This window comes from Paenarthrobacter nitroguajacolicus, from assembly GCF_029952445.1.
Taxonomy (GTDB): Bacteria; Actinomycetota; Actinomycetes; order Actinomycetales; family Micrococcaceae; genus Arthrobacter; species Arthrobacter nitroguajacolicus_B.
Genome location: NZ_JAQPPK010000010.1, coordinates 129,598 through 155,361, shown reverse-complemented (window position 1 = coordinate 155,361; position 25,764 = coordinate 129,598). Strand labels below are relative to the sequence as shown.

Genomic DNA, 25,764 nt, shown 5'->3' with positions numbered 1-25,764 from the left:
CGTTTCGCCGTGGGCAAACATTGAACCAACGGCCGCAAAATCAAACTTGAGCGTAGTAGACTCAACTTTGAAAGTATTGGTCACACTCCAGAAAGGGAGCTCTCTTTGGACGTCAAATTCACTACCAAAAGCCAGGAGGCCCTTTCTGCGGCCGCCATGAATGCCTCAACTGCGGGCAATCCTCAAGTAGAACCTGCGCACCTGCTCAAGGCCCTCATGGACCAGCGCGAGGGCGTTGCCGTCGCCCTGTTGCGTGCTACTGGAGCTGATCCGGACGCCGTGAGCGTGCAGGCAAGTTCGGCCATCAAGGCCCTGCCATCATCCTCCGGCACCTCCGTCCAGCAGGCCCAGCTTTCCCGCCAGGCAGTACAGGCCATCCAAGCCGCCCAAGCCGACGCCGACAAACTCGGCGACTCCTTCGTCTCCACCGAGCATCTGCTGCTGGGGCTCTCGGCCGGAAGTGACGCCGTCGGGAAGTTAATGCGCGACGCCGGCGCCTCCCATGAGGCGCTTCTCGCTGCCCTGCCGGGTGTCCGCGGTGACAGGAACGTCAACTCTCCGGATCCCGAAAACACCTTCCAAGCCCTGGAGAAGTTCGGCACTGACCTGACCGCGGTGGCCCGTTCGGGCAAGCTGGACCCGGTGATCGGGCGCGACAGCGAGATCCGCCGCGTCGTCCAGGTCTTGAGCCGCCGCACCAAGAACAACCCCGTGCTGATCGGCGAGCCGGGCGTCGGTAAGACTGCCGTTGTCGAGGGACTCGCCCAGCGCATGGTCGCTGGTGACGTCCCTGAGAGCCTGCGCGGCAAGACCCTCATCGCGCTGGACCTGGCATCCATGGTGGCCGGTGCCAAGTATCGCGGTGAGTTTGAAGAACGCCTCAAGGCAGTGCTTGAGGAGATCAAGAACTCCAACGGGCAGATCGTCACGTTCATCGACGAAATCCACACGGTAGTGGGCGCCGGAGCGACCGGCGAGAGCGCCATGGACGCCGGCAACATGCTCAAGCCCATGCTGGCCCGCGGTGAACTGCGCCTGATTGGTGCCACCACCCTGGACGAATACCGCGAAAACATCGAGAAGGACCCTGCCCTGGAGCGGCGCTTCCAGCAGGTCTATGTCGGTGAGCCCAGCGTTGAGGACACCATCGGCATCCTCCGTGGCCTGAAGGAGCGCTACGAGGCACACCACAAGGTAGCCATTGCCGACTCCGCGCTGGTGGCCGCCGCCACGCTGTCCAACCGCTACATTTCGGGCCGGCAACTCCCGGACAAGGCCATCGACCTCGTGGATGAGGCCGCGTCCCGGCTCCGCATGGAGATCGACTCGGCGCCGGAAGAGATCGACCAGCTCCGCCGCGCCGTCGACCGTTTGACCATGGAAGAACTGGCCCTCCAGAACGAAACCGATCCGGCGTCGGTTGAGCGGCTTGCCGCGCTCCGCGCTGACATGGCGGACAAGAAGGAAGAGCTCAACGCCCTCAACGCGCGCTGGGAAGCTGAGAAGGCCGGGCTGAACAGGGTGGGTGACCTGAAGGCCAAGATAGACGAGCTGCGTTCGGCAGCTGATAAGCACCAGCGCGAAGGCGACCTCGAATCGGCGTCGCGCATTCTCTACGGCGAACTGCCCGCGCTGGAACGGGAACTGAGCGCCGCAGCCGAAGAAGAGTCTGCACGCGGCGAATCGAAGTCGGAGCTGATGGTGGCGGAGGACGTCACCGCGGACGACATCGCCGAGGTCATTTCCGCTTGGACAGGCATCCCGGCCGGCCGCATGCTCCAGGGCGAGTCCCAGAAGCTGCTGCACATGGAAGAAGAGCTCGGCAAGCGCCTGATCGGTCAAAGCAAGGCGGTGCAGGCTGTGTCCGATGCCGTGCGGCGTGCCCGTGCAGGCATCAGCGATCCCAACCGTCCCACCGGCTCGTTCCTGTTCCTGGGTCCCACCGGCGTTGGTAAAACCGAGCTGGCCAAGGCCTTGGCTGACTTCCTCTTCGATGACGAACGCGCCATGATCCGCATCGACATGTCCGAGTACAGCGAAAAGCATGCAGTGGCCCGCCTGGTCGGTGCTCCTCCGGGATACGTGGGCTATGAGGAAGGCGGCCAGCTGACCGAGGCAGTGCGTCGTCGACCATACTCCGTGGTGCTCCTGGACGAAGTTGAGAAGGCGCACCCGGAGGTGTTCGACATCCTCCTGCAAGTACTCGACGACGGCCGCCTCACCGACGGCCAAGGCCGCACCGTGGACTTCCGCAACACTATCCTGGTGCTGACGTCCAACTCCGGAAGCCAGTTCCTGGTGGATCCGTCGCTGGATGCCAAGGCCAAGCGCGATGCCGTCATGGCCGTGGTCCAGGCATCGTTCAAGCCGGAATTCCTGAACCGCCTGGACGAGATCGTGCTCTTCGATCCGCTGTCCGTTGAGGAACTCGCGCGGATTGTGGAACTGCACGTAGCCGAGCTCGGCAAGAGGCTCCGGGACCGCAGGCTCTCTTTGGAAGTGACCGACGGTGCCCGCGCCTGGTTGGCCATGTCCGGCTACGATCCCGCGTACGGAGCCCGGCCTCTGCGGCGGCTCGTCCAGCGCGAGATCGGCGACCGCCTGGCCAAGGAAATCCTGGCGGGCGAAATCAGCGACGGCGATACCGTGCTGGTGGATACCGCCGCTGACGTGGACGAACTCACCATCGAGAGGCTGGAGGCGTTGTCGAACCCCGACGGCGGCGCGCCTGTAGGCACCGGCCTCACCGTCCGCAGAAAGTAGCGTCCGCCGGCGTTACTTGTCGAGGAGGTCTTCCTTGATGGTGTTGCCGGAGTCCACCACGATGAAGCAATCGACGCGGCGGTCGCCACGGTCCCAGCTGGTGCTGCTGGGGTACACGTTCTGCTGGAGCAGTACGTAGTTGGCGGCCGCTTTGTTGAGCTTCACGGTCTTGCAGACTTCCCTGCCTTTGTCCCGCAACGCGGTGGCGCCGGGGAAGGACTCGTCAGCTCCGTAGCTGAAAACAGCCCCGAGCTGGGCAGAGTGTTCGGTATCGCACGCTACCGCCCGGGCTTGGGAGGCATTGGCGTCGAAGCTGGCAAAGCAGTCGCCGACCTGGAAGTCCTTCGAGTTCGTATCGCGGGGGAGCGGGCCGGGGTTGGATGTTGCGCTGGGACTGGCCACGGGGGCTTCGGGGCGGCTGCCGAGCAAGTTGAGCAGCACCCAGATGACTACGCCGATAAGGACCAGGACGCCAACCACGATTCCGCCGATGACCAGGCGCTGGCGCTTGACCGGATCGCCGTGCGTCTCTGGCCGCCATTCCTGGCCCGTTGCCGGCGCCTGGCCCGTTGCCGGCGCCTGGCCTGTTGCCGGCGCCTGGCCGGGGTAGGGCTGTTGGGCTGGGTAGGGCTGCTGCCAGGGATAAGGCGGCTGGGTGGGATCCGGCTGCTCGCCCCGATTCGGCACGAAGTCAGGGTCAAGCTCTGGTGCGGGATCCGGTTGAAGGCCTGAGGGCGGGGTCCACGGGGCCGCTTGCGGTTGTTCACCGGATGCCTGGGGAGGTGTTTCAGGCACGGGGGACGCGCCATCCTTGCCCTGATCGTGTGGCGAACCATCACGCGATGGGGTGTTGTCCTGGCTCATATTCCGGGTTGTGCCTTCCTGCTGTGGAGCCGCATTGAGCCCGACTCTACCCAATTTTCGGCTGCTTGGAGGTGCCTGCGGCTGGTTTTGGCGGTGTTGGACCCGGACTTGGGGCTGATGTGGCGCACGGGCACCCCCGAAAGCATGTAATCTAGACATACGACAAATTGACCAAACATTCCGGGGCCTCACCGATAGCCAAGGTGACCACCTCCGGTCCAAGTACAAAAGGGGGTCACGCCATGGGGCGCGGCCGTCAAAAGGCAAAAGCTACCAAGCAGGCTCGGGACATCAAGTACTACTCCCCGAACACTGACTATTCGGCACTTGAGCGCGAGCTCACGGGCCCATCCAGTCGTGTAAAGAGCCACTTCCCCGAAGATCCCCCGGAGCCGGACTATTCGGCCTATGAGGACAAGTACGCGGAAGATGATGACGACGAGGTAGACACCCGCCGTATCGGATAGCTGTCGCAATCAACAGGTGCCTCTGGCACTGAGTTGCGTACCGCCGTCGTACATAAGGTCATCGCGCATCTCCGGATGCCGTACATCTTTTGAAAAGGGCCCCCAGGGCACGCCGTTCATTGGCGTACCCTGGGGGTCCTTTTTTCGTCACTGTTGTGATGCTCCGACCTCATGACAGGATTACTGGCATGACTGAGAGAAAGCACTACGCGAGCGGCGAGCCCTGCTGGGCGGACCTTCAGACCAGGGATGTCGAGGCCGCCAAGGCTTTCTACCAGCACGTGTTCGGCTGGACGTACAAGGACCTGCCAACCCCGGACGGGCGCAGTTATGCGCAGGCCTTCGTGAAGGAGCAGTTGGTGGCGGTGATCGCCCCGCAGAACCCCATGCAGGAAGCCGCCGGGACACATGGACAGTGGAACATCTACCTCGCCGCCACGGATGCGGAGGACGTGACCCGGGACGTTGCGCATGCCGGCGGGAAGCTCCAGTTCGGCCCCGAGGCTGTTGCGGACACCGGCGTGTTGGCGTTCATAGAGGCAGCGGGCGGAGGAACCACGGGGATTTGGCAGGCAGGAACGCATCTTGGAAGCCACCTGTATAACGAGCCTGGCGCGCTCGCGTGGACTGAACTTCTGACGCCCGAGCCCCAGGCCGCCGTCGCGTTTTTCCAGCAGCTTTTCCGGTACGAGGTCACCGAGTACCCCCAGGACGACGGCGGCAGCTACAGCACGCTGATGGTGAACGGTGAGGAGGTGGCCGGCGTCGTTCCTGCCGAGGAGGGCGAGGACGCCGCATGGCAGGTGTACTTCGGTGTGACCGATGTCCGCAAGGCCGCCGACGCCGCCGTAGCGGCCGGGGGAGAACTCCTGGTGGAACCCGATGACCGGACGGAGCAAGGATCGCTGGCCACCATCATGGATCCGCAGGGCGGGGTGCTCAGCCTGATCCAGGTCTAGGACTTACTGGTCCTTCACGTGGCAGAGGTCCAAAAGCGGAATCAGGGCTTCCAGATCGCCCGCGCGGGCCGCTGCCACAATCTTTCGGTGCGCGTCCGCTACCCGGTCAAGCTTCCCCTGATCCAAGGGATAGGAGCGGCTGATGAGTCGTTGCACGGGGTTGTCCCATACGGTTTGAAGTGTCTTCAGCAGGAAGCTGTTGGGGGAAGTCGCCGCCAGGCTTAGGTGGAAGGCGCGGGTTGCGGTGAACAACTCTTCGGCGTCGGTACTTGCCGAGCCTTCGGCGATCAGCAATTCCAGCCGGGCCAGCTCAAGGTCACTGTATTTTGCGCCGCCTTGCCGGATGGCCATGACCTCAAGCGCCTTACGGACCTCGTACACCTCTTCGACCTCTGATCGCGTAAGTGCAGTGGCGAAATAGCCGGCCCCGGGCTCAAGCGTCGCCAGGCCTTCGTGGACCAATCGTGTGAGGGCATCGCGGACGGGGGTGCGCGAGACTCCGTATTCTTCAGCGATTTGCTCTTGTACGAGCGGAGCTCCGGGAGCAACTACGCCATTGACGATGTCGTTGCTGATCCTGTCGTAGACGTGCTCACTTAGTGGCCGCACTTTCCTGGCTGCTTGCGCAGGCATTCGCCCCATCCCCTCATCGATAAAAACTCATTTGAGTCTACGTGCTTTACATCACTGGATTCACTGTATACATTGAATCCAATTCCTCCAAGCCTGAAGAGAGCAGCTCCATGACTTTGCACATTCCCCGTATCTCCGGCATCGACTTCGCCGCGGTCGGTAAGCAGCTGGGCTATCTGGAGATCGAGCACTCGGACAATGAAAATGACGCTTCAGTCATACCTTCACCCATCGCCGTCATCAGCGGTGGCGACGGGCCAACGGTCCTGCTGTTGGCGGGGACCCACGGCGACGAATACGAAGGCCAGATCCTGCTCCAGGAACTGATCCGATCCGTTCGGGTCGATGACGTAGCCGGAAGGCTGGTCATTCTGCCTGCCCTGAACATCTCCGCTGTGCGGGAAGGGCGTCGCGTAGCCAGTGTCGACGGCGTAAACCTCAACCGCGCCATGCCGGGACGGCCAGCTGGTGGCCCGGCACAGCAGATCGCTTCCATTGTGTCCGAAGAACTCATCCCCATGGCCGATTACGTCATGGATATCCACTCCGGCGGTATCGCTTCGGAGTACGTACCCTCTGCGTTCGTCTATCTCGGCCCCACTCCAGAACTTTGGGCCGAGAAGGTAGCGGCCGTCTCGGCCTTCAACGTGCCCTACTCCGTAGCAGTCAAACCAATGCTGAAAGCTGGCTCCATCAGCGGCGCTGCCGACCTGGCCGGAATCCCCATGATCTCAACCGAACTTGGTGGACGGGGAACGGTTTCGCTGCCCATCCTGAACCGGGCCAGGGCCGGTCTTCGCTCCCTTCTCGGCCACTGGGGCGTACTCAAAGACGAGCCCAATCCATCGGACGTGACCGGCACGGACGGGCCAATACGCTGGGTGGAACTGACCGCACATTCAGCGGTGCATTCCACCATGGCAGGGCTCTTTGAACCCGTGGTGTCTCTCGGGCAGACGGTCAGCGCGGGTGACGTCGTGGCACGGGTCCATTCAGTGGAAGAGCTGGACAGGCTTCCCAAAGATTTCCATTCACCGGTTGACGGAGTGGTCGCCATCGTGCGGCACCCCGCAATCGTCAACGTCGGCACCACCCTGGTCAACATCGCCGTTGACCACGGAACAACACCCCCGGAAGGTAACCATGTCCCGTCCTAACATCATGAGAACCGGCGCGCTGCTCCTGGCAGCAACCGTCGGAATGTCCGGCTGTACCACGGCCTCCCTTGACGCAGGAAAGGAATCCGCAGTCTCAACTGGTCCCCAGGACACGATCCCCGCCGCCGCGTTCAACAAGGCTGCAGCTGATCTGTTGCCAGCGGACGTCAAAGCCAGGGGAACCCTTGTAGTCGGCACGGACCCCACCTTCCCTCCGTACGAGTTCTACGCGGACGATAACAAGACAGTCATTGGTTGGGACGCGGACTTCGCCAAGGCGCTGGGGGAGACGCTGGGCCTGAAAGTCACCATGACGCCCGCGACTTTCGACACCATCCTCCCGGGCGTCAGTTCGCACAAATACGACGTCGGCATCTCCGGTTTCAATGTCACGGATGAACGCCGGAAGAACGCTGACTTTGCCGCCTACCAGAGCAGCGGCTCCGGGCTGGCGGTCAAGGCGGGTAACCCGAAGAACTTGTCCCTGGATCCGATGAAACTGTGCGGCACCAGGGTTGGTGGCGAGAAGGGAACGACGCAGGGAATCGAGACCCTCCCCGCGTTCTCCCTGCAATGCACGGACGCCGGCAAAGAGCCAATAGACATCCAGCTCTTCCCATCCCAGAACGAAGCCAATCTGGCACTGATCTCCGGGCGGGTGGACAGCGTCCTTTCCGGCCTCATTGGCACCGGGTATGCCAGCAAGCTCTCCGACGGGGCATTTGAACTCGCAGGTGACCAGGACTACGATCCCACGCCCGTGGGCATCGCCTTGCCCAAGGATTCGCCCCTGACTGCCTCCATTGTTGCGGCCGTGAAATCCCTCGTGGTCAGCGATACCTACCAACAGATCAACACCAGGTACGGGATTCCCCAGACGGTGACCATCAGCGCGGACGCAGTCGAGGCAGGTGCTTCCCGATGAGTGGACTGATGAATCCTACGGCTACAGCAACGGGGCACGGTCGTTTCACCGTGGTGCCTGCGCGGCACCCATGGCGTTGGGTGGCTGGGACGGCAGTAGCCGCCGTCGTGATTCTGCTGGTGATCTCGGCGCTGACCAATCCGCGCTTCGGCTGGGACAAAGTGTCCCTGTATTTTCGCGACGTCGCGATAGTCAATGGCATAGGCATCACGCTTTTCCTGACGGTGGTGTGCATGGCTTTGGGTGTGGGGCTGGGCGTGGTCCTGGCGGTCATGCAGTTGTCCGCCAATCCAGTGGTCAAGGCGTCCGCAAGCGCCTACGTCACCATCTTCCGCGGCACTCCTGTGCTGGTTCAGCTACTGTTCTGGTTCAACCTGTCCGCGCTGTATCCGGAAATAACGTTCGGCATCCCAGGGGTCAGCCTCGATGCCAACCAACTCATCACGCCTTTGGCCGCGGCAATCCTGGGACTGGGCCTGAACGAGGCCGCGTACATGTCGGAAATCGTGCGTGCCGGCATTCAGTCGATTGAGCAAGGGCAGAGCGAAGCCGCAGGAGCCCTGGGCATGTCCCGCATCCAGACCCTCACGCGGGTTGTACTGCCCCAGGCAATGCGCGTTATTATCCCGCCCACCGGGAACGAATTCATCGGCATGCTCAAGACCACCTCGCTGGTCAGCGTGCTTGCCGTTCCTGAACTCCTCTATTCCGCGCAGATCATCTACTCCAAGAATCTGCAGGTGGTTCCACTGCTCCTGGTAGCGAGCATTTGGTACATCATCATCACCACTGTGTTCAGCATCGGCCAGGGATATTTGGAACGCCGGTTCTCCCGAGGCACCTCCCGCACAGTGCCGCCGACTCCCGTGGAGCGCCTCCGGAAATTCTTCAGGGTCCACTCGCCGCTGGCCACAGGAAAGGGCAACGCATCATGACCATCGAATCCATCAACGCAACCGGCCAAGTGCCGCTGGTTCGGGCCCAGGATGTTCGGAAGAGCTTCGGCCCCCACCAGGTCCTCAAAGGAATCGACCTCGAAGTCAGCAGCGGTGAAGTGGTCTGCCTGATCGGGGCCTCCGGTTCCGGAAAGAGCACCTTTCTTCGGTGCGTGAACCATCTGGAGAAGATCGACGGCGGCCTGCTCTGGGTTGAGGACAGGGTGGTGGGATACCGGATCAAGGGCGACAAGCTCCACGAACAGTCCCATAACGAGATCTGCGCAGACCGCACCGACATTGGTATGGTCTTCCAGCACTTCAACCTGTTCCCCCATATGACCGTTTTGGAGAACCTTATGGAGGCCCCGCTCAGGGTGCTGAAACAGCGTAAGGACGAGGTCCGGCGTCGGGCGCTTGGCTTGCTCGAACAGGTGGGGTTGGAGCAAAAGGCGCACGCCTATCCGCGACACCTTTCCGGTGGGCAGCAGCAGCGGGTGGCGATCGCCAGGGCGTTGTGCATGCAACCCAAGCTGATGCTGTTCGACGAGCCGACGTCGGCGCTGGATCCGGAGCTTGTGGGGGAGGTCCTGCGGGTAATGAAGGACCTGGCCAAATCCGGGATGACCATGATCGTTGTGACCCACGAGATGGGGTTTGCACGGGACGTCGCGGACAGGGTGGTGTTCATGCACGATGGCCGCATCATCGAAGAAGGTGCGGCCGAAACAGTCATCAACCACCCGCAGCATGAGCGGACACGCGCGTTCCTGTCAGCGGTGCTGTGACGGAAGCTTAGCAAAACAAGAGCGGCCGGGCAGTTGAAACTGCCCGGCCGCTCTTGTTGCTATGGCTTGGATCGCCTAGGCGTAGGCATTCACCAAACGGACGGCACCGCCGTCGACGCCCTTGGCACCCTGGACGTAGTCCGGGCCGGTCTTGTCGATCGAGTCAGAGTCCGCCGAAACAGTACCCATGACCCAGGACGGCAGTCCGCGGTCGTTGAGGCGGGCCACTGCTGCGTCTGCTGCTTCGGGGGAAACGATCGCAACCATGCCAACGCCGAGGTTCAGCGTGCGCTCGAGGTCAGCCAGCGGAACATTGCCGAGCTCGGAGACGAGCTTGAAGATGGCCGGGAGTTCCCAGGTGTTGCGGTCAACCGTCGCCACGAGGCCCTGCGGGAGGACGCGTGCCAGGTTGGCGGCCAGGCCACCACCGGTGACGTGGCTGAAGCCGTGGACCGCTGCACCGGCCGAAACCGGGAAGGTGCGGGCCAGGTCCAGGCAGTCGGCTGCGTAGACGCGGGTCGGCTCCAGGAGCTCCTCGCCCAGGGTGCGGCCGAGTTCGGAAACCTGACGGTCCAATGCCCAGCCGGCGTGGTTGATGACGCGGCGGACCAGCGAGTAGCCGTTGGAGTGCAGGCCGGAGGAGGCCATGCCGATCACGACGTCGCCGGCACGGACGCGGTCCGGGCCGAGGAGTGCGTCAGCCTCGACAACGCCCGTCGCAGCACCTGCGACGTCGTACTCGTGCTCGCCCAGGAGGCCGGGGTGCTCAGCCGTTTCGCCGCCAACAAGGGCGGTACCGGCAACGGAGCAGGCAGCGGCGATACCGCGGACGATGTCGGCGATGCGCTCCGGGACAACCTTGCCGCACGCGATGTAGTCGGTCATGTACAGCGGCTCAGCGCCCACCACGACGATGTCGTCCACCACCATGCCCACAAGGTCGAAACCGATGGTGTCGTGGATGTCCATGGCCTGCGCGATGGCCACCTTGGTGCCCACGCCGTCGGTGGACGTTGCCAGGAGCGGCTTCTTGTAGGTGAGGAGCTTGGAAACGTCGTACAGGCCAGCGAAACCGCCGACGCCGCCAATCACCGACGAGTTGTGGGTCGCCTTGACGGCACCCTTCATCAATTCGACTGCGCGGTCGCCGGCTTCGACGTCGACACCTGCAGAAGCGTAAGTGATGCCGGAAGTGTTCCCGGGGTTTCCAGCGGCTGGGGTTGCGGAGGTCATACAGACTCTTTCTTGTCGGCGTCGGTCAAACGATCAGCGTCGGTAAGGAGGTTCTCGAATTCGGCGTCCGGTCCCGGGTCGCAGCCGGTAGCACCCGGCTTCTCGGCCGGATCCTCGGAATCGTCCACGGAGTCGGCATCGGCCGGTTCCAGGCCGCCAAGGTCGGTGCGTTCCAGCAGGTTCTTGCCCAGCTTGTCCGCGTGCGGCAGCTCAATCGGGTACTTGCCCGTGAAGCAGGCCGTGCAGAGGCGTTCGCGCGGCTGCTGGGTGGCCCCGATCATGCCGTCTTCGGAGATGTAGGCCAGCGAGTCGGCGCCGATGGCCTGCGAAATCTCCTCAATGGTGGCGCCGTTGGCAATCAGCTCTGCGCGGGAGGCGAAGTCGATGCCGTAGAAGCAAGGCCACTGGACCGGAGGGGAAGAAATCTTGACGTGCACAGCGGCAGCGCCCGCCTCACGCAGCATCCTGACGATGGCGCGCTGGGTGTTGCCGCGGACGATCGAGTCATCCACCACCACAATGCGCTTGCCACGGATCACCGATTCCAAAGCATTGAGCTTCAGGCGGATACCAAGCTGGCGCAGGGTCTGCGAGGGCTGGATGAAGGTGCGGCCCACGTAGGCGTTCTTGACGAAGCCGTGCGCGAACGGGATCCCCGACTGTTCGGCATAGCCAACAGCGGCGGGAGTACCGGACTCGGGCACGGGGATCACGAGGTCGGCCTCATGGGTGTTTTCGCGGGCCAACTGGCGGCCCATCTCAACACGGGCCTCGTAGACGGAGCGGCCGGCGATGGCAGCATCCGGGCGGGCCAGGTAAACGTATTCGAAGACACAGCCGGCAGGAGTTGCCTCAGCGAAGCGCTGGGAACGGACGCCGTCCTCGTCGATGGCGATGAACTCGCCGGGCTCGATCTCACGGATGAAGCTTGCGCCCACGGTGGCCAGGCCGGCCTGCTCGGAAGCGACAACCCAGCCGCGTTCCAGGCGGCCAAGGCACAGCGGACGAATGCCGTAGGTATCGCGGGCTGCGTAGAGGGTTCCCTCATCCATGAAGACGAAGCAGAAGCCGCCCTTGATCTTGGGCAGCAGCTCCAACGCAGTCTGCTCCAGGGTCTTGCCCTCTTCGCCCTCAAGGAGCGCGGTCACCAAGGCGGTGTCGGAGGTGTTGCCCTGCTTCATTTCACCGGTCAGCTGGCCGTCGTTGCGCTCGAGGATCATTTCCCGGAGCTCAGCGGTGTTGGTCAGGTTGCCGTTGTGGGCCAGGGCGACCGTGCCGGTTGCTGTCGCACCCAGTGTCGGCTGCGCGTTGGCCCAGTGGCTTGCACCGGTGGTGGAGTACCGGCAGTGGCCAACGGCCAGGTGCCCGGTCAGGGTGTTCAGGGTCGTCTCATCGAAGACCTGGGACACAAGGCCCATGTCCTTATAGACGTTGATGCGCTTGCCGTCACTGGTAGCAATACCAGCCGATTCTTGTCCGCGGTGCTGCAGCGCATACAGCCCGTAATAGGTGAGTTTTGCTACTTCTTCACCGGGAGCCCAAACCCCGAAGACGCCACAAGCGTCCTGGGGGCCTTTTTCGCCGGGGAGAAGATCATGAGAAAGTTTTCCGTCGCCACGTGCCACTGGTCGATTGTCTCATGTTGTGGCCGTGGTACGTTCCCCCGCTGCCTATATGACCCCGCGAACGGGGCCAGAACATGCTCAGAACAGGGGTGTTGGGCCCAAAATGCGGTGTGTCTCACATTTGGCACCCCTCAAAGAGGCGGGCCGGTCGCCTGACTTAGCGGACGTCGTCGTTCTCTGGTCCCTCATCCGGAACCGAATCCGGAACGGCTTCCACCACTGCGCGCTCGGAGCGCTTGACGCTCACGCGGTCCAGGATCAGGGCCAGGACGGAGAACAGGATGACGCCGCCGCCGGCGCAGACGATCAGGAAGAAGCCGAAGACTGTGCTGGCATCGAAGGCGGGGTCGGCCGGGCGGCCGTAGGCGATGATCGCGGCCACGATTGCGCCCACCACCGCGCCCAGAATCATGAAGGGAACGAACTTGGGTGCCCGGCGAACAGTGATTTCGCGTCGGGCGGTGTTGGGGGTGGTGTCCTCTGAAGCCATGTCTTCAAGCGTACCGTTCCGGGTTTGTGTACAGATAATGCCCCTAAGAAGACTCCTTAGGGGCACTATCTGTACAAAAACCCGGTGGTGTTAGCTGCCGCGGTACGTCGAGAACGCGAACGGGCTCAGCAGGAGCGGTACGTGGTAGTGCTCGCCGGCGTCGGAAACTGTGAAGTTCAGGTCCACTTCCGGGAAGAACGTCTCCGTGCCCAGGCCTTCGTAATACGCGCCCGTGGCGAAGTTCAGGCGGTATGCGCCGCCGGGGATCCGCTCCGGTCCGAGGGTCTTGATGCGGCCATCGGCATCCGTTTCGCCCTTGGCCACCAGGGTCCAGTCGTCGCCTTCGCGGACGTAAAGCACGACGGCGACACCCGCCGCCGGGCGACCGGAACCGGTGTCCAGGATGTGTGTGGTTACTTGTGAAACGCTCATGCGTTGACTCCTTCGCTGATCAGTCCCGAGAGGCGCAACAATGCGATCTCGCGGAGCTGGCCAGCCACGATTGTGTCTTCTTCTTCGGGGGTGTGGCTGAGGCGTTCCTGGAGGGTAGAGAGCATTTCCTGGGCGCTGCGGCCTGCGGCGCGGATCAGGAAGACCCTTCCGAACTTCTCCTCGTAGGCGCGGTTGCCTTCGGCGAGTGCGGTGGTTGTTTCGTTGTCGCCGGGGTCCACGCCTGCCTGCTCCGAACGAGACATGGCCGCCTCGGTGGTTTGGGCCTTGGGGCGTTCGCCGATCCGGGGGTGGTGCGCCATTGCTGATTCCACCTCGTCGGCGGTGAACGGCTCGGCGGCGCGTTCAGCCTGAGCCAGGAGTTCATCGACGCCGGCGTAGGGGCGTGCGTCCACGATCGTCTCCACCCAGCGGCGGATATCCAGGCAAGGGGTCAGGGTCCTGATGGCCTCGTCCCGGTCAACACTGTTGAATACTGCAAGCTCCATGCTTGTGTCATCCTCGTGCAAAATGCTGGCATCCATGGTGTGGGCTATGCGGAACTCCCGTTTCGGGGGGAGGAAGCTTGTGCTTTCTTGTTTCCGCATCATGGAACTGTTATTTCAGCATACGTAATTCAGTTAAGCCGAGTGGCCCGGCTGGTGTCAAGAGACTACCTCGTGATGGCGTCGTGTGCGCACTGTCAGGTAGAGCCGATGCGCCGTGATCACCAATGCCAGCCAAGCGATGCCAAGGGCCCACGCGGCCAGCACATCCGTCAGCCAGTGGTGCCCCAGGTAAACGCGGCTCAGGCCCATGGTCAGTGCAAACACCGAGGCCACAACGACGGTCAGCACCCGTGCTTTCCGGGTGTTGAGCCGCAGGATGATCAGGTACGCCACAATCCCGGCGATCACGATCGAGTTAAGGGAATGCCCGCTGGGGAACGACGGCGAGTGTTCGTAGGGCGGGATGGCGTCCAGCAGGTCCGGGCGGGCGCGGCCGAAGAGTCGCTTGCCGGCGATTGTCATGAGGAGTGAGCCAAGTCCGGCGGTCAGTATGAGGATGACCGGAGTCCAGGAGCGTCGTTTCAAGGCCAACCCCACCATGATGGCCAAGGCAATGATGGGCATCCCTATTGTTCCGCCAATGTCCGTATAAGCAGTAACGGCGAGGTCCATCTGAGGCGAACGCACGGACTTGGCTGCATCAAGGACGGGGTGGTCCAGCCCTGCCACGCCGTTGGCTTCGGTCACGGACTCGTACACCTCGCCGAAAGCCCACGCCAACGTCAGGGTGACGCCGAGGCCCACCAGGAGGGTGATGATGAGCGCTGCGTAGGGGCCGAGGAACTTGGTGACCCGTTCGGCGCCCCGGGCCAAGGTGCGGCCGAAGGGGGACTTCCATCGTGTCAGGTCCTGCCCGGCGACGAAGCGGTCCTGTTGTACCTCACCCTTTACGCCCTGTTTGGCGGGCTGGTTTCCTTCAGTCGTCACTTTTGTCCCCTATCGTGGCGGCTTCGGTATTGGTGAGTAACCTTAGCATTTTGCGATTGGGGGTTTCTGTGGGCGGGGCCGGTTTAACCGCAGTGGGAAGGTGAAGCTACTCAGCTGCGGGGAGAAGCAGGCAGGGCTTTGGTCCCAAGGTTCCGCAACGAGCCTTTCAAGTCGTTGCTGCCCTTGATCTGCACGAGGCAGCTGACGGCGCCGTCCGAGTCCCGTGAGAGCAGTTCCAGTCGTGTCTCATAGCGGCTGAAGGCGTCTGCGGTATACGCATCCGCTTGGGACCGGCAGTTTCCTGCCTCCGTCCCGGAGCCCGTGTAAACCACTTCGGCTGTATGAGTCTGATCGCAGCTGACATCGCGGTCCGCAAACCGGTCCCAGCACTGCCTGAGCGCCGCGTGCTCCTGACTCGAGAGACCGTTCTGGATTGTGGCAGTCAGCCCCGAAGGGACAGTCACCACGCAGCCCACCCCATCAAGCGCTGTGGGCACAAGATCATGGCGCAAGGTATCTGCGGGCGTCTTGCCTCCCGCGAACTCTGTCAAGGCCTGGAGATCACACGTGCCGTTGGTTGAAACCAGCTCGGCAGAGTGGGCCCTGTCGCAGGACGCCGGCGCCCATGATCCGTCCAGGCAGGATCCTTGGACTGCGCCGGGTGAAGAAGCCGGAGGGTTAGCGCTGGGTGCGGGAGCCGGATGGCCTCGGGTTTCCGCCGCAATGCTCGTTTGAGCGGAGCTTTGCGGCGAGATGTTGGCCCCAATTCCCCACGACGGTCCGAAGAATTGCAGCACGAAGGTCGCAACGGCCACAACGAGAGCTGCAATAGTCGCAATAGCGGCGAGCGTCCCCAAATTCAGGCGGGATTCGCCTTTCGTGTCCTTGTTGGGAGGACGCTCAGGTGGGGCAGGGATGTTCATCGGCGTCAGTCGACAATGACGTCGGAGACTACAGCCAGAATGGACTTCGAGTCACTCGAGGGAGTCTCGTCCAGGGTGAATTCGATCTTGAGGGCATTTACACCCTTGGCTGGGACAGAAATTTCCTGGATCGTATTGAAAGGAACCTTGCGGACATCAAGTTGTTTGCCGTTGCCTACCACCCGCACCACAAGAATCTTGTCCGATGACTTGGAATCATTGGCCTGGCCCACGTTGAAAGAGAACGTGGTGAAGTTATTTGCCAGTCGCAGTTCCAGCGTCTCCGGGTTTCCGTAGCTGCTTATTGTGGTGGCGATACCGCTCACTCCGGATTTATCCGCCACGTCGTATCGGTTTTCCGTCCAGCTGCTTTCAGGCTCAAAGAAGTTGGACAACGACAGGGACGAGCCTGCTTTTTCGGTGGCCAGCGCCCCTGAGGAAGCGCCCGCAGCAGTTGATTCGCTCGTTGCAGTCGGCCGCGTCGATGACGGGCTCTTTGAGGGCGATGCGCTTGAGCTGGCAGACGCGGATGCGGAGGAGCTGGTCGCGCTGGGACTTGGTGTATTTGTACTCGACTGATTGGTCTCCGTCGGCGCCGGAGCGGACGGGGCAGCACAGGACGAAGTGGCCAAGGCCGCAGCGATAATCAGGACGGCTTTGAGGCCCACATTATGTTGTTTCAAAAGATCCCCTTTTCTTCAAGCAGGCACCATGGCACTGACTTTCCACACCCCTTGGTTCCCGCCCACATTGTGGTATTCCCCAAACTAAGGCCATGATGCCATCTGCCTGCGAAAACCCTTCTTTTTCTGCAGATTATGTCGCGGTGAAATTGGCTTCCGTAGTTCGCACTGTCCACCCCGCTGGGGCAGAATGACCTCAACCAGCTGAAGGAGTTCGCCATGCCAGACATTCTGACGTCCAGGTTCCTGTTCGGTCCGGGCCCGAGCAATTGCTATCCCGAAGCCATGGCCGCGTTGGCCTACCCCGTGCTGGGGCATCTGGATCCTGTGTTCATCGAGCGGCTCGACCACACCTGCGAGGGGCTCCGGACCGTTTGGGGTACTTCCAACGCGCGGACCCTTCCGTTGAGCGCCACCGGTTCAGGCGGCATGGAGGCGGCTTTCGTGAACACAGTGTCCGACGGCGACGTTGCAGTTATCGCTGTCAACGGACTTTTTGGGGCGCGCATGTGTGAGGTCGCGCGGCGCTGCGGGGCTACGGTGGTCCGCGTGGATCACGAATGGGGCCAGCCCGTGGATGCCGAGCGAGTGCTGGCCGCGCACCCGAATCCGAAAGTGATCGCGGCCGTCCATGCCGAGACGTCGGTGGGCGTGCTCTCCGACATCGCCGCTCTTGGCGCGGGCAAGGGAGATGCTCTGCTCATTACCGACGCTGTTACATCCATCGGTGGACTTGAGCTTCTGGCAGACGACTGGGGGATCGACGTCGGATATGCCGGAACCCAGAAATGCCTGGGCGTGCCTCCGGGACTGTCGCCCTTCACGGTGTCCGACCGCGCTTTTGAGCGCCGCGTCAAGGATCCGCGGTCCTGGTACCTCGACATCGGGCTGCTCGGCGGGTACGTCGGCGCGGCCAGCGGCGCCCGGACCTATCACCACACAGCGCCCGTCACCATGATCGCCGGGCTCGAAGCGGCCCTGGACCGGATCCTCGCCGAAGGCCTTGGGAACGTGCAAGCCCGCCACCGCGCCGCTGGCGCAGCCCTGCAGGACGGGCTGCAGGAGATGGGGCTGGAGCTGTTCGCCGCCGAAGGCTCACGGCTGCCGAGCCTCACCACCGTCAAAGTGCCCGACGGCGTCAACTCGGCCGCCGTCCGCGCTTACCTTTTGGAGAACTTCAGTATGGAGATCGGCTCGGGCGTCGGGGAGTTCGCGGACACCGTGTGGCGGATCGGCATGATGGGCCCGAACGCCAACAGTGCCTCGGTAACCCTAGTGCTGGGTGCGCTGAAAGAAGCCCTCGCAAAGGCCTGAGAGAGCGATGGTGGGAAGGGGCGGTTTGGTGAGAGAGGGCTGGTGGGAAGGGGCGGTTTGGTGAGAGAGCGATGGTGGGAAGGGGCGGTTTGGTGAGAGAGGGCTGGTGGGAAGGGGCGGTTTGGTGGGAGAGCGATGGTGGGAAGGGGCGGTTTGGTGAGAGAGCGTGTGTACCCCCGGACGCTCTCTCACGTAACCGCCCTTTCCGCCGGACCCTCCTTCACCGTCAGGTTTCGCGGGTCAGGATCCAGGTGTTCGTGCCGTCCTGGCGTTCGAACGTCACCGTGGTCACCAAGGCCTCGATCAGCGCCAACCCACGTCCGGATTCCGCCTCGGAGTCCGGCATCGATGCCTGCATGTCGTCGGCGAACGGTTCGCGGGCGTTGTGCGCGCTGACTCGTGCCACCAGCCGGGCGGGGCGCACGCTGATGTCGACGTCGATCTCCACGGGCTTTTCCGCCACTGGGAGCGCGTGCTGCACGATGTTCGCCGCTGCTTCAATGACGGCCGTGGCGAACGTCATCCGGTCCATGTCGGGCACAAAGGAGGCGTCGTCCCACAGGGAGTCGAGCTCGTTGTGGATGGCGTCGATGGCTTCGTCGGTGGAGGGCCCGTGGTATCCCCTGCGGGCGACTACGTCAGTCATCGCCGAACGCGTCTTCGGCTGTGGCGTATGCGGTGAGCACCCGGTCCATGTTGGTCAGTTCCAGGACCATTTTGACCTGGGGCTGGACCGCGGCAATCCGAAGATCGCCACCGGCTTGCCGTGCAGCTTTGAGGCAGCCGATAAGTGCACCTAGTCCGGAAGAATCCATGAAGTCCGTCTCGGCCAGGTTGACCACCACGCGGCTGGAGCCGGCGGCAACAACTTCGGCCACTACTTCGCGGAGCTTGGGTGCGGCCACCATGTTCAACCGGCCCACGCTCTTCACCTCCGCGTAGGAGTCTTTCACCTCGTAGCTAAACTGCATCTGCGTTCCTTTCCTCGGGGCGTTCGGGCCCAACGTCTTCCGGCCCACTTTCAGGCACAAAACCCTTGTACAAAACTGCTTTGACCAGCACGCTCAGGACCACGAGGTCGAACGCCACCCAGGCTACGTTGACCAGTGTTCCCAGAGGTTCGGACATTCCGGCGAGCAACCGGATCAGGCCAACGATCAAGGCCACAGCCAGCAGGACAGCCACGATGATCTGTGGACGGATCAGGCTCCAACTCGGCCCACCGCTCTGGCGGGCCTTGGGGGTGACCGCGAACCCGAGGGGACGGCCGAACCAAACGTTGCGTGCCGCCGTCGTGCAGGCTTTGATCCAGGTGGGGAACAGCGCGAGGCTGTACTGCTGTCCGCGCCAGGTGGGGATGCCGTGGCCGGCCACCAGGAACAGCAGCTGGTTCACCACCATGAACGGGATGAAGCGGATGAAGAAGTCGAAACTGATGCTGTTGACCGGGAGGATGCCGAGCGTCAGGTAGATGATGGGAGCCGCGAAATAGATCACGGCCGCGAAGCCGCTCAAGTAGGTCCACATGGTTGAGAAGTACATGAGCCGCTGGCCCCATTTGAGGCGGCGCTGGACCAGCGGGTTCTCGCGGAGGAGGACCTGCATGGTGCCCTGCGCCCAGCGAAGGCGCTGCGTCAGCATGGTTTTGATGTCCTCGGGCGCCAGGCCGTTGGCAAGGATTTCGTGGTGGTACACGCTCTTCCAGCCCAGGCCGTGCAGGCGCATCGCGGTGGCCATGTCCTCGGTGACGGAGATGGTGGCCAGAGGCATGATCGGCTGGGCTTCGTCGGTGCGTTCCACGGAGATCGCGTCCAGTACGGCGTGGACGGACTCCAGCGCGCCAAGGGGCGACCAGTCGCGCCCGGACATACGGTCGACGGCGTCACTCGCCACAGTGGTGACGCCCGACTCTCCGACGTGGGCCAGTTCCATCGCGGCGATCTCTTCGAGGTCGGATTGGAGCGCGGAGAAGTCTGCGGCCACGAGCGTTCGCACGGCGTCGTCCACTTTGCGCCGAACGCGGTACGTGATCTCGCTCAGGGAGGCGCCGTCCTGGAGCTCCTTCTGGGCCGATTCGGTGGCGGCTTCGACGTCGTTCAGCATTTGCTCGACCAACGGGTTCTCGGCTTCGGGGGAGCGGCGTGCCTTTTTGATGGCTTGCTTGGAGGCCGCCAGTGCCCGCTTGATGCTCTTTTCCGTGGCCTTGACGTAGCCCACCAGGCCCAGCTGCATGAGGGCCTCCCTGCGCAGGATCGCGTTGGATCCGCAGAAGAACGCGGCGTTCCATCCGTCCTTGCCCTGCTGGATGGGGCCGTAGAACAGTGGTGCCTGGCTGCCCAGGGGATCGTCGGCGGGAACGTTGATGAAGTACTGCGGAGTCTGGACCAGGGCTACGAGGTCGTCGTTGAAGTAGCCCAGCGTCTTGTCCAGGATGTCCGGCTCGGGGATCTGGTCGGCGTCGAGAATCAACAGGTACTCGCCCGAGGTGACCATCAGCGCGTTGTTCAGGTTTCCGGCCTTGGCGTGCCGCGGCATGTCCGGTGTCCAGTCCGCGCCGCGCGTCACATAGCCAATCCCGTTCGACTCGGCGAGTTGGCGCATCTCGGGGCGGTCGCCGTCGTCGAGAATCCAGGTGCTGTGCGGCCAGGTGATGTTCTTGGCGGCCAGGGCTGTGGTCATCACCAGATCCAGCGGTTCGTTGTAGGTGGTGATGAAGACGTCCACGGTGGCGGTGTCCGGGGCAGGGGGCGGCGGTTTGCGGAACTTGATGTTCCAGACCGTCAGGCCGAACAGCATCACGTCGATCAGGCTGTACGTCTCCGCGAGCACCAGCGGCACCGCGATCCACCACGCATCCCAGTTCAGCGAGGCCATCCACCGCCACGCCACATAGTTGACGCCCAAAATTACTGTCAGGACAACGATCAACCGAGTCCAGAAACGTGTCACAATCCCCCCTTTTGTGGCTCTAGTGCGTTGCGTCAGGTTTACGGCGAACGACGACGGCGGTCACGTCGTCTTCGGCTGTTGCCGCTGGTGCCAACTCGAGGAGGGCGGCGCAGACATCGTCCGAGGTGGAGCCGTTGCGCGCGGCTTTCTCGACGTTCCGCACGAAGTCCTCCAGTGAGTCGTGGGCGTCCAGCACGCCGTCGCTGACGATCACCAGGGAATCGCCCGGCGCGAGGTCCAGTTCGGAGGCGGGCCAGTGCTGGCCATCCAGGATGCCCACGGGCGGACCAGCCGAGACGAGCCGCTTCGCTGGACCCTCGGCCGGGATGTGCAGCGCAAGTCCATGGCCGGCGTCGATGTAGCTGAGCTTCCCGGAAGCGCTGTCCAGCCGTGCATGGAACATGGTGGCGAAGGAACCGGATTGATCCAGGTCCGAGGCAATGGTGAGGCTGGCGGAGCCGAAGGCGTCATCGATGGCCGGAGTGTCGGCTACGGAACGCATCACTGCACGGACGGTGGCAGCTATCAGCGCGGCGCCCATTCCTTTGCCCATGGCGTCGGCGAACGTCAGGTGCATGCCGTCGCGGGTCTGGTACCAGTCGTAGAAGTCCCCACCAACGCTGCGCGTGGGACGGAAGGCGCCAGCGACGTCGTATCCCTCCAACCGGACTGTTTCGCGGGGGAGGAGGCTTTGCTGTACAACTGCCGCCCGCTCGAGCTCATCGGTCTGGCGCTGGTCTTCGGCGGGCGCGGCCGGCGTGCGGGCCCGGCGGAACAGCGCGCGGATGCGGGCTTGGAGTTCCTTGGGGCTGAAGGGCTTGTTGATGTAGTCGTCCGCGCCGGTGTCCAGGCCGTTGAGGCGGTCGATCTCGTCAGCCCTGGCGGTGAGCATCAGGACGTAAGCGTCCGAAAATTCGCGCAGGCGTCGGCAGACTTCCATGCCGTCGATGTCCGGGAGGTTGATGTCCAGGGTCACCAGTTCGGCGTTGGTCCTGCGGACGGCCTCGACGCCGGACAGTCCGTCGGGAGCCTCGGTCACCACGAAGTCGAGCTGCTCGAGGACCAGTACGAGGAGGCCGCGGATGTCGGCGTCATCTTCGACGACGACAGCATGGCGAAGGGGCGAGGTTGAGACCATGGCTCCATTAACTAATGCGGCTGGGTATTTGTCACGTTTAGTAAAGACAAACGTAACGCCCGCTCAATTTTGGTGAGCGGGCGTTACAAGTTTTGTGCAGTTTTGTGAGCGAGCGATCGGCTCAAGGGGGTGGGATGTGAGCGAGCGATCCGCTCAAGGGGGTGGGATGTGAGCGAGGGTTAGACGCCCAGCTCTTCCTTCAGCGCCTGGACGTGGCCCTGCGCAGCAACCTGGTACTGGGTGAGCTTCACGGTGGCGTCGCCGTCGAGGACCACCGTGGAGCGGACCAGGCCTTCCACGATTTCGCCGTCAACCAGCTTTTCGCCCCAGGCGCCGTAGGCGAGGGCCACTTTGTGGTCCTCGTCGGAGAGCAACGGAAAGGTCAGCGCGAATTCACCAGTGAACTTTGCGAGGTCCTCGGGACCGTCCGGGGAGATCCCGATGACGTCGTAGCCCTTGCCCTGCAGGCTGGCGAGGTTGTCGCGGAAGTCGCAGGCCTCGGTGGTGCAGCCGGGGGTGGCTGCCTTGGGGTAGAAGTACACAATGACGTTGCGTCCGCGGTAATCGGACAGCGAGACCTTGGTGCCGTCGGCGTCGAGCAGCGCGAAGTCAGGTGCTTGCGTTCCGACGATGAGTTTCTGGGTCATGGCGATCCTTTACATTCAACCGGTGTGCACCGGCGGTCATTTCAAACAAAAAAGCGGATTGTCTAATGGACTGAACAGCGAATCTAGATGCTGTATTCCGCAGGTCCGCGCACTGTGGCATATGGGCCTGGCACGAACTGGTAGCCGCCACCACGGACGGTGGCGACGGTGTGGCGCGCGGAGCCGAGCTTCCGCCGCACCCTTCCAACATAAACGTCGATCGAGCGAAAAGCCGCGCCGGGGAGGTCAAATGACTCCAAAAAACGTTGCAATTCTTCACGGCTGATGGCCCGTGAGCAGTTCACCACGAGGTAGCGCAGCAGCTTGTATTCCATGCCAGTAAAGGAAACCGGCTCACCATCAAGCAGGACTACTTCAGCGGCAAGGTCCACTGCAAGTTGGCTTCGGCGGCTCGCCAACGTTACGGGCTCGACGTCGCTGCTGCCGCCCGCTTCAGTACGGTCGTCGCCGTCGGAACGGGCCTCTGCCCGGGCGTCCGCGAGGGCATCGGCGAGGGAGAGTGTGCCGTTGGTACCGGCGTCGGCGGCTTCCTGCGGAGTGCCGCCCCAGGAAGTGTCGCCGACGCCGGAGTGCTGTGCCCCGGTGGCGGGCCAGATGCGGACTTCCGCCTCCGGGGCAAGTTTCATGGCGCGGGCCAGCACAAGGCGTGCTGCCCGCTCCCAGACTGCGGGATCGATCTCGTCGCCCTCGGCCGGGTTGACCCAGAGGGCCAGGCCGTGGGCGGTCAAACCAGGCCGTCGCGCGGACGACCCGCGCGACGGCGGTGGCCCGTAGGCATTGACTGCCATGACGGTTGGCCTAAACGTTGCCGCGGCGGAGCAGCTTGCCGCCGGGGTTCTGGCCGTCGATCGGGGTGCCGCGCAGGTAGGTCTTGCGGACGACGCCGGCCAGCGGACGGCCGTCGTACGGCGTGATCGGGTTCTTGTGCTTGAGCTTGGTGACGTCCACAACGAAGGCTTCGTCCGGGGCGAAGATGGAGAAGTCGGCGTCGTAGCCCAAGGCAAGCTGGCCCTTGTTGTGCAGGCGGGCCAGGGCTGCGGGCTTCTCGGCCATCCACGAGACGACCTGTTCCAGCGGGATGCCACGGTGGCGGGCTTCGGTCCAGATCAGGGACAGGCCCAGCTGCAGCGAGGAGACGCCGCCCCAGGCCACTGCAAAGTCGCCGTTTTCCAGGTCCTTCAGATCCAGTGTGGAGGGGGAGTGGTCCGAGACGATGCAGTCGATGGTGCCTTCCTGCAGGCCCTTCCAGAGGAGCTCGCGGTTGGAGGCCTCACGAATGGGCGGGCAGCACTTGTAGGCCGTGGCGCCGTCGGGGATTTCTTCGGCCATGAGCGTCAGGTAGTGCGGGCACGTCTCAACCGTGAGGCGGACGCCGTCGCGCTTTGCAGAGGCGATCATGGGCAGCGCGTCGGAGGAGGAGAGGTGCAGGATGTGGGCGCGGGCACCGGTCCAGCGGGCACGTTCGATGACCTCGGCGATTGCCTTGTTCTCGGCGCCGCGGGGGCGGGAGGCCAGGAAGGTTTCGTAGTGGTCGCCGCCGGGGTGCGGCGCGCGGTCGATCGCGTGGGAGTCCTCGGCGTGCACGATCATGAGGGAGTCGAAGGACTTGAGCTCAGCCATGTCCTCTTCCATCTCATCCGCGTCCAGGTGCGGGAACTCGTCCACGCCCGAGTGCAGGAGGAAGCACTTGAACCCGAAAACACCTTCGTCGTGCAGCGGGCGGAGGTCCTTCTTGTTGCCCGGGATGGCACCGCCCCAGAATCCGACGTCCACGAACGCCTGGTCCTTGGCGACTACGCGCTTCTGCTCCAGGCCGTCCACGCTGGTGGTGGGCGGGATGCTGTTCAGCGGCATGTCGATGATGGTGGTCACTCCACCGGCAGCAGCGGCACGGGTAGCGGAGGCGAAGCCCTCCCACTCGGTCCGGCCGGGCTCGTTGACGTGGACGTGGGTGTCCACGAGGCCGGGGATGAGGGTTTCGTCGTCTGCGAGTTCGATGACCTCGTTGCCCGTCAGGCCGTTGCCCAGGGGTTCGATGGCGACGATGACGCCGTCGCGGATGCCAACTTCGCGTGCTGCGAGGCCGGCGGTGGTCAGGATGCGCTGGCCCCGGATAACGAGGTCATAGGCGCCGATTGCTTCAGACATTGAGGTACTCCTTATTTTCGGTCCGTTCCGCCAGGTACACGCCTATGTGCTTACCTAATTGTTCAAGCAACGGACCTGCTTCAGCGATACATTTTTGGACATCTTTTTCCAGGTCGGTCAGGGCGTGGACCGTGTGGAAGCCGGCATCCGTGAGTTGTTCCCGGCTCAGGGTACTCCGGCCGCATACGGCGATCACGGGAACCCCGGCCCTTTGTGCCGCCCGCGAGACACCCATGGGTGTCTTGCCGAGCAGGCTTTGTTCGTCCAGGCTGCCTTCTCCGGTGATCACCAGGTCGGCGCCCTTCAGCCTCTGTTCCAAGTCAGTGAATTCAAGCACGACGTCGATGCCCGGCCGCCGCTCTGCCTTCAGTGCCGCGATGGCAATGTAGCCAACGCCGCCTGCTGCTCCAGCGCCCTCTGCCTTGGCGGCGTACTTGGCGTGTTGCCCGGTAGCTGCGGCGAGGACGTCGACGAAGTGTTGCAGCGCTTTATCGAGCGAGGCGACGTCGTCCGGCGTTGCGCCCTTCTGCGGACCGAAGATGGCTGGGGCTCCGCTGGCCCCCAGAAGGGGATTGTCGACGTCGGACGCCAACACGAACTCTGTTGCCTCAATCCGCACATCGAAGTTGGAGAAGTCGATGCTGTCCAGGGTCGCGAGAGCGGCACCTCCGCCATGGAGATCGTTGCCGTCCTTGTCCAGGAACACGGCGCCGAGGCCCTGCAGGACTCCTGCGCCGGCGTCGGTGTTGGCGCTGCCGCCCACACCCAGGATGATCTTGCGGCAGCCGAGGTCCAGAGCGGCACGGATGAGTTCGCCGGTTCCGATGCTGGTTGCGGTTTTTGCGGTTTCGCTCGTGGGGCCGTCCGGCAGGAGGGCGAGACCGGAAGCCGCCGCCATTTCGATGACAGCTTCCTGGTCCCGCACTGCGAAGTCGGCTTTCACTGGCTCGCCGAGCGGGCCGGTGACGGTGGTGGTCCGGCGGGTGAAGCCGGAGCCGATGGCGGCGTCGATGGTTCCTTCGCCGCCGTCGGCCACCGGAATGCGTGTTGCTTCTATGCCTTTACCGAACCCGGCCTGCAGGCCTGTTGCCAGGTGTTTGGCAACGTCGGGCGCGGACAGCGAGCCCTTGAATTTGTCCGGGGCGATGACAACACGCATTCCGGTGCCTCCTTACTG

General features: G+C 63.3%; 27 protein-coding genes. 9 read left to right on the top strand and 18 right to left on the bottom strand.

The genetic code is table 11. From position 1 onward, the window contains the following. The first annotated feature begins 105 nt into the window (after nucleotides 1-105). Nucleotides 106-2,763, top strand: a complete 2,658-nt coding sequence (gene clpB, locus PJL15_RS09540) for an ATP-dependent chaperone ClpB (RefSeq protein ID WP_281450909.1) — start codon at nucleotides 106-108, stop codon at nucleotides 2,761-2,763. A 12-nt stretch (nucleotides 2,764-2,775) separates the two neighbouring features. On the opposite strand, the gene PJL15_RS09535 is transcribed toward clpB, so the two are convergent. Next, entirely contained in the window at nucleotides 2,776-3,627 is an 852-nt protein-coding gene (locus PJL15_RS09535) for a septum formation family protein (RefSeq protein WP_281450908.1), read from the bottom strand. Nucleotides 3,628-3,869: 242 nt separating this feature from the next. Between PJL15_RS09535 and PJL15_RS09530 the strand changes: the two genes are divergently transcribed. Together PJL15_RS09530 and PJL15_RS09525 are read left to right on the top strand one after the other, a co-directional pair. Then, entirely contained in the window at nucleotides 3,870-4,094 is a 225-nt protein-coding gene (locus PJL15_RS09530) for a DUF3073 domain-containing protein (protein WP_024818182.1), read from the top strand. Between the two features lie 188 nt (nucleotides 4,095-4,282). Continuing rightward, nucleotides 4,283-5,053, top strand: coding sequence for a VOC family protein (locus tag PJL15_RS09525; protein ID WP_281450907.1), 771 nt, complete (start codon nucleotides 4,283-4,285; stop codon nucleotides 5,051-5,053). Nucleotides 5,054-5,056: 3 nt separating this feature from the next. On the opposite strand, the gene PJL15_RS09520 is transcribed toward PJL15_RS09525, so the two are convergent. After that, nucleotides 5,057-5,686, bottom strand: a complete 630-nt coding sequence (locus tag PJL15_RS09520) for a GntR family transcriptional regulator (RefSeq protein WP_281450906.1) — start codon at nucleotides 5,684-5,686, stop codon at nucleotides 5,057-5,059. Nucleotides 5,687-5,796: 110 nt separating this feature from the next. On the opposite strand from PJL15_RS09520, the gene PJL15_RS09515 reads away from it, so the two are divergent. The 4 genes from PJL15_RS09515 to PJL15_RS09500 are packed head-to-tail and all read left to right on the top strand — an operon-like array spanning nucleotide 5,797 to nucleotide 9,491. Beyond that, nucleotides 5,797-6,843, top strand: a complete 1,047-nt coding sequence (locus tag PJL15_RS09515; protein WP_281450905.1) for a succinylglutamate desuccinylase/aspartoacylase domain-containing protein — start codon at nucleotides 5,797-5,799, stop codon at nucleotides 6,841-6,843. Beyond that, the gene (locus PJL15_RS09510) at nucleotides 6,830-7,768 is read left to right on the top strand and encodes an ABC transporter substrate-binding protein (protein WP_281450904.1); all 939 of its coding nucleotides are present in this window, start codon (nucleotides 6,830-6,832) and stop codon (nucleotides 7,766-7,768) included. The genes PJL15_RS09515 and PJL15_RS09510 overlap by 14 nt, the downstream gene beginning before the upstream one ends. Nucleotides 7,769-7,776: 8 nt before the next feature. Continuing rightward, the gene (locus PJL15_RS09505; protein ID WP_281450903.1) at nucleotides 7,777-8,703 is read left to right on the top strand and encodes an amino acid ABC transporter permease; all 927 of its coding nucleotides are present in this window, start codon (nucleotides 7,777-7,779) and stop codon (nucleotides 8,701-8,703) included. Further along, nucleotides 8,700-9,491 carry an amino acid ABC transporter ATP-binding protein gene (locus PJL15_RS09500; RefSeq protein WP_281450902.1) on the top strand — a complete coding sequence of 264 codons (792 nt, stop codon included), beginning with the start codon at nucleotides 8,700-8,702 and terminating at the stop codon, nucleotides 9,489-9,491. The genes PJL15_RS09505 and PJL15_RS09500 overlap by 4 nt, the downstream gene beginning before the upstream one ends. 75 nt (nucleotides 9,492-9,566) lie before the next feature. On the opposite strand, the gene purM is transcribed toward PJL15_RS09500, so the two are convergent. The 8 genes from purM to PJL15_RS09460 form a co-directional block, all read right to left on the bottom strand. Then, nucleotides 9,567-10,724, bottom strand: a complete 1,158-nt coding sequence (purM, locus tag PJL15_RS09495; RefSeq protein ID WP_281450901.1) for a phosphoribosylformylglycinamidine cyclo-ligase — start codon at nucleotides 10,722-10,724, stop codon at nucleotides 9,567-9,569. Further along, nucleotides 10,721-12,349, bottom strand: coding sequence for an amidophosphoribosyltransferase (gene purF, locus PJL15_RS09490; protein WP_281450900.1), 1,629 nt, complete (start codon nucleotides 12,347-12,349; stop codon nucleotides 10,721-10,723). Before purF ends, purM begins: the two co-directional genes overlap by 4 nt. Nucleotides 12,350-12,506: 157 nt before the next feature. Beyond that, the gene (locus PJL15_RS09485) at nucleotides 12,507-12,839 is read right to left on the bottom strand and encodes a hypothetical protein (protein ID WP_281450899.1); all 333 of its coding nucleotides are present in this window, start codon (nucleotides 12,837-12,839) and stop codon (nucleotides 12,507-12,509) included. A gap of 90 nt (nucleotides 12,840-12,929) precedes the next feature. Next, nucleotides 12,930-13,271: a hydroxyisourate hydrolase gene (uraH, locus tag PJL15_RS09480; protein WP_017199951.1), complete on the bottom strand. Its 342-nt coding sequence runs from the start codon at nucleotides 13,269-13,271 to the stop codon at nucleotides 12,930-12,932. Further along, the gene (gene uraD, locus PJL15_RS09475) at nucleotides 13,268-13,777 is read right to left on the bottom strand and encodes a 2-oxo-4-hydroxy-4-carboxy-5-ureidoimidazoline decarboxylase (protein ID WP_281450898.1); all 510 of its coding nucleotides are present in this window, start codon (nucleotides 13,775-13,777) and stop codon (nucleotides 13,268-13,270) included. Before uraD ends, uraH begins: the two co-directional genes overlap by 4 nt. A 156-nt stretch (nucleotides 13,778-13,933) precedes the next feature. Further along, nucleotides 13,934-14,764 carry a phosphatase PAP2 family protein gene (locus PJL15_RS09470; protein WP_281450897.1) on the bottom strand — a complete coding sequence of 277 codons (831 nt, stop codon included), beginning with the start codon at nucleotides 14,762-14,764 and terminating at the stop codon, nucleotides 13,934-13,936. Between the two features lie 110 nt (nucleotides 14,765-14,874). Then, a complete protein-coding gene (locus tag PJL15_RS09465) occupies nucleotides 14,875-15,687 on the bottom strand; it encodes a hypothetical protein (RefSeq protein WP_281450896.1) in 813 nt (270 codons plus the stop codon). 5 nt (nucleotides 15,688-15,692) lie between these two features. Further along, a complete protein-coding gene (locus tag PJL15_RS09460) occupies nucleotides 15,693-16,013 on the bottom strand; it encodes a hypothetical protein (RefSeq protein ID WP_281450895.1) in 321 nt (106 codons plus the stop codon). Between the two features lie 61 nt (nucleotides 16,014-16,074). Between PJL15_RS09460 and PJL15_RS09455 the strand changes: the two genes are divergently transcribed. Both PJL15_RS09455 and PJL15_RS09450 read left to right on the top strand, forming a co-directional pair. Then, nucleotides 16,075-16,266 (top strand): hypothetical protein, encoded by a 192-nt coding sequence (locus tag PJL15_RS09455; RefSeq protein WP_281450894.1) that lies wholly within the window; start codon nucleotides 16,075-16,077, stop codon nucleotides 16,264-16,266. A 323-nt stretch (nucleotides 16,267-16,589) separates the two neighbouring features. After that, nucleotides 16,590-17,684, top strand: coding sequence for a pyridoxal-phosphate-dependent aminotransferase family protein (locus tag PJL15_RS09450; RefSeq protein WP_281450893.1), 1,095 nt, complete (start codon nucleotides 16,590-16,592; stop codon nucleotides 17,682-17,684). A gap of 226 nt (nucleotides 17,685-17,910) precedes the next feature. On the opposite strand, the gene PJL15_RS09445 is transcribed toward PJL15_RS09450, so the two are convergent. The 8 genes from PJL15_RS09445 to PJL15_RS09410 all read right to left on the bottom strand — a co-directional run bounded on the left by PJL15_RS09445 (nucleotide 17,911) and on the right by PJL15_RS09410 (nucleotide 25,746). Then, nucleotides 17,911-18,330, bottom strand: coding sequence for an ATP-binding protein (locus PJL15_RS09445; RefSeq protein WP_281450892.1), 420 nt, complete (start codon nucleotides 18,328-18,330; stop codon nucleotides 17,911-17,913). Next, nucleotides 18,323-18,655, bottom strand: a complete 333-nt coding sequence (locus PJL15_RS09440; RefSeq protein ID WP_281450891.1) for an STAS domain-containing protein — start codon at nucleotides 18,653-18,655, stop codon at nucleotides 18,323-18,325. Before PJL15_RS09440 ends, PJL15_RS09445 begins: the two co-directional genes overlap by 8 nt. After that, entirely contained in the window at nucleotides 18,645-20,633 is a 1,989-nt protein-coding gene (locus PJL15_RS09435) for a glycosyltransferase family 2 protein (RefSeq protein WP_281450890.1), read from the bottom strand. The genes PJL15_RS09440 and PJL15_RS09435 overlap by 11 nt, the downstream gene beginning before the upstream one ends. Nucleotides 20,634-20,652: 19 nt before the next feature. Continuing rightward, complete coding sequence (locus PJL15_RS09430) at nucleotides 20,653-21,771, bottom strand: PP2C family protein-serine/threonine phosphatase (RefSeq protein WP_281450889.1); 1,119 nt, start codon at nucleotides 21,769-21,771, stop codon at nucleotides 20,653-20,655. 179 nt (nucleotides 21,772-21,950) lie between these two features. Next, nucleotides 21,951-22,418 carry a thioredoxin-dependent thiol peroxidase gene (gene bcp / locus PJL15_RS09425; protein ID WP_281450888.1) on the bottom strand — a complete coding sequence of 156 codons (468 nt, stop codon included), beginning with the start codon at nucleotides 22,416-22,418 and terminating at the stop codon, nucleotides 21,951-21,953. 83 nt (nucleotides 22,419-22,501) lie between these two features. Next, nucleotides 22,502-23,227, bottom strand: coding sequence for a winged helix-turn-helix domain-containing protein (locus PJL15_RS09420; protein ID WP_281450887.1), 726 nt, complete (start codon nucleotides 23,225-23,227; stop codon nucleotides 22,502-22,504). A 10-nt stretch (nucleotides 23,228-23,237) separates the two neighbouring features. Further along, nucleotides 23,238-24,587: an allantoinase AllB gene (gene allB, locus PJL15_RS09415; protein WP_281450886.1), complete on the bottom strand. Its 1,350-nt coding sequence runs from the start codon at nucleotides 24,585-24,587 to the stop codon at nucleotides 23,238-23,240. Further along, nucleotides 24,580-25,746 (bottom strand): glycerate kinase, encoded by a 1,167-nt coding sequence (locus tag PJL15_RS09410; RefSeq protein WP_281450885.1) that lies wholly within the window; start codon nucleotides 25,744-25,746, stop codon nucleotides 24,580-24,582. Before PJL15_RS09410 ends, allB begins: the two co-directional genes overlap by 8 nt. Nucleotides 25,747-25,764 lie beyond the last annotated feature (18 nt).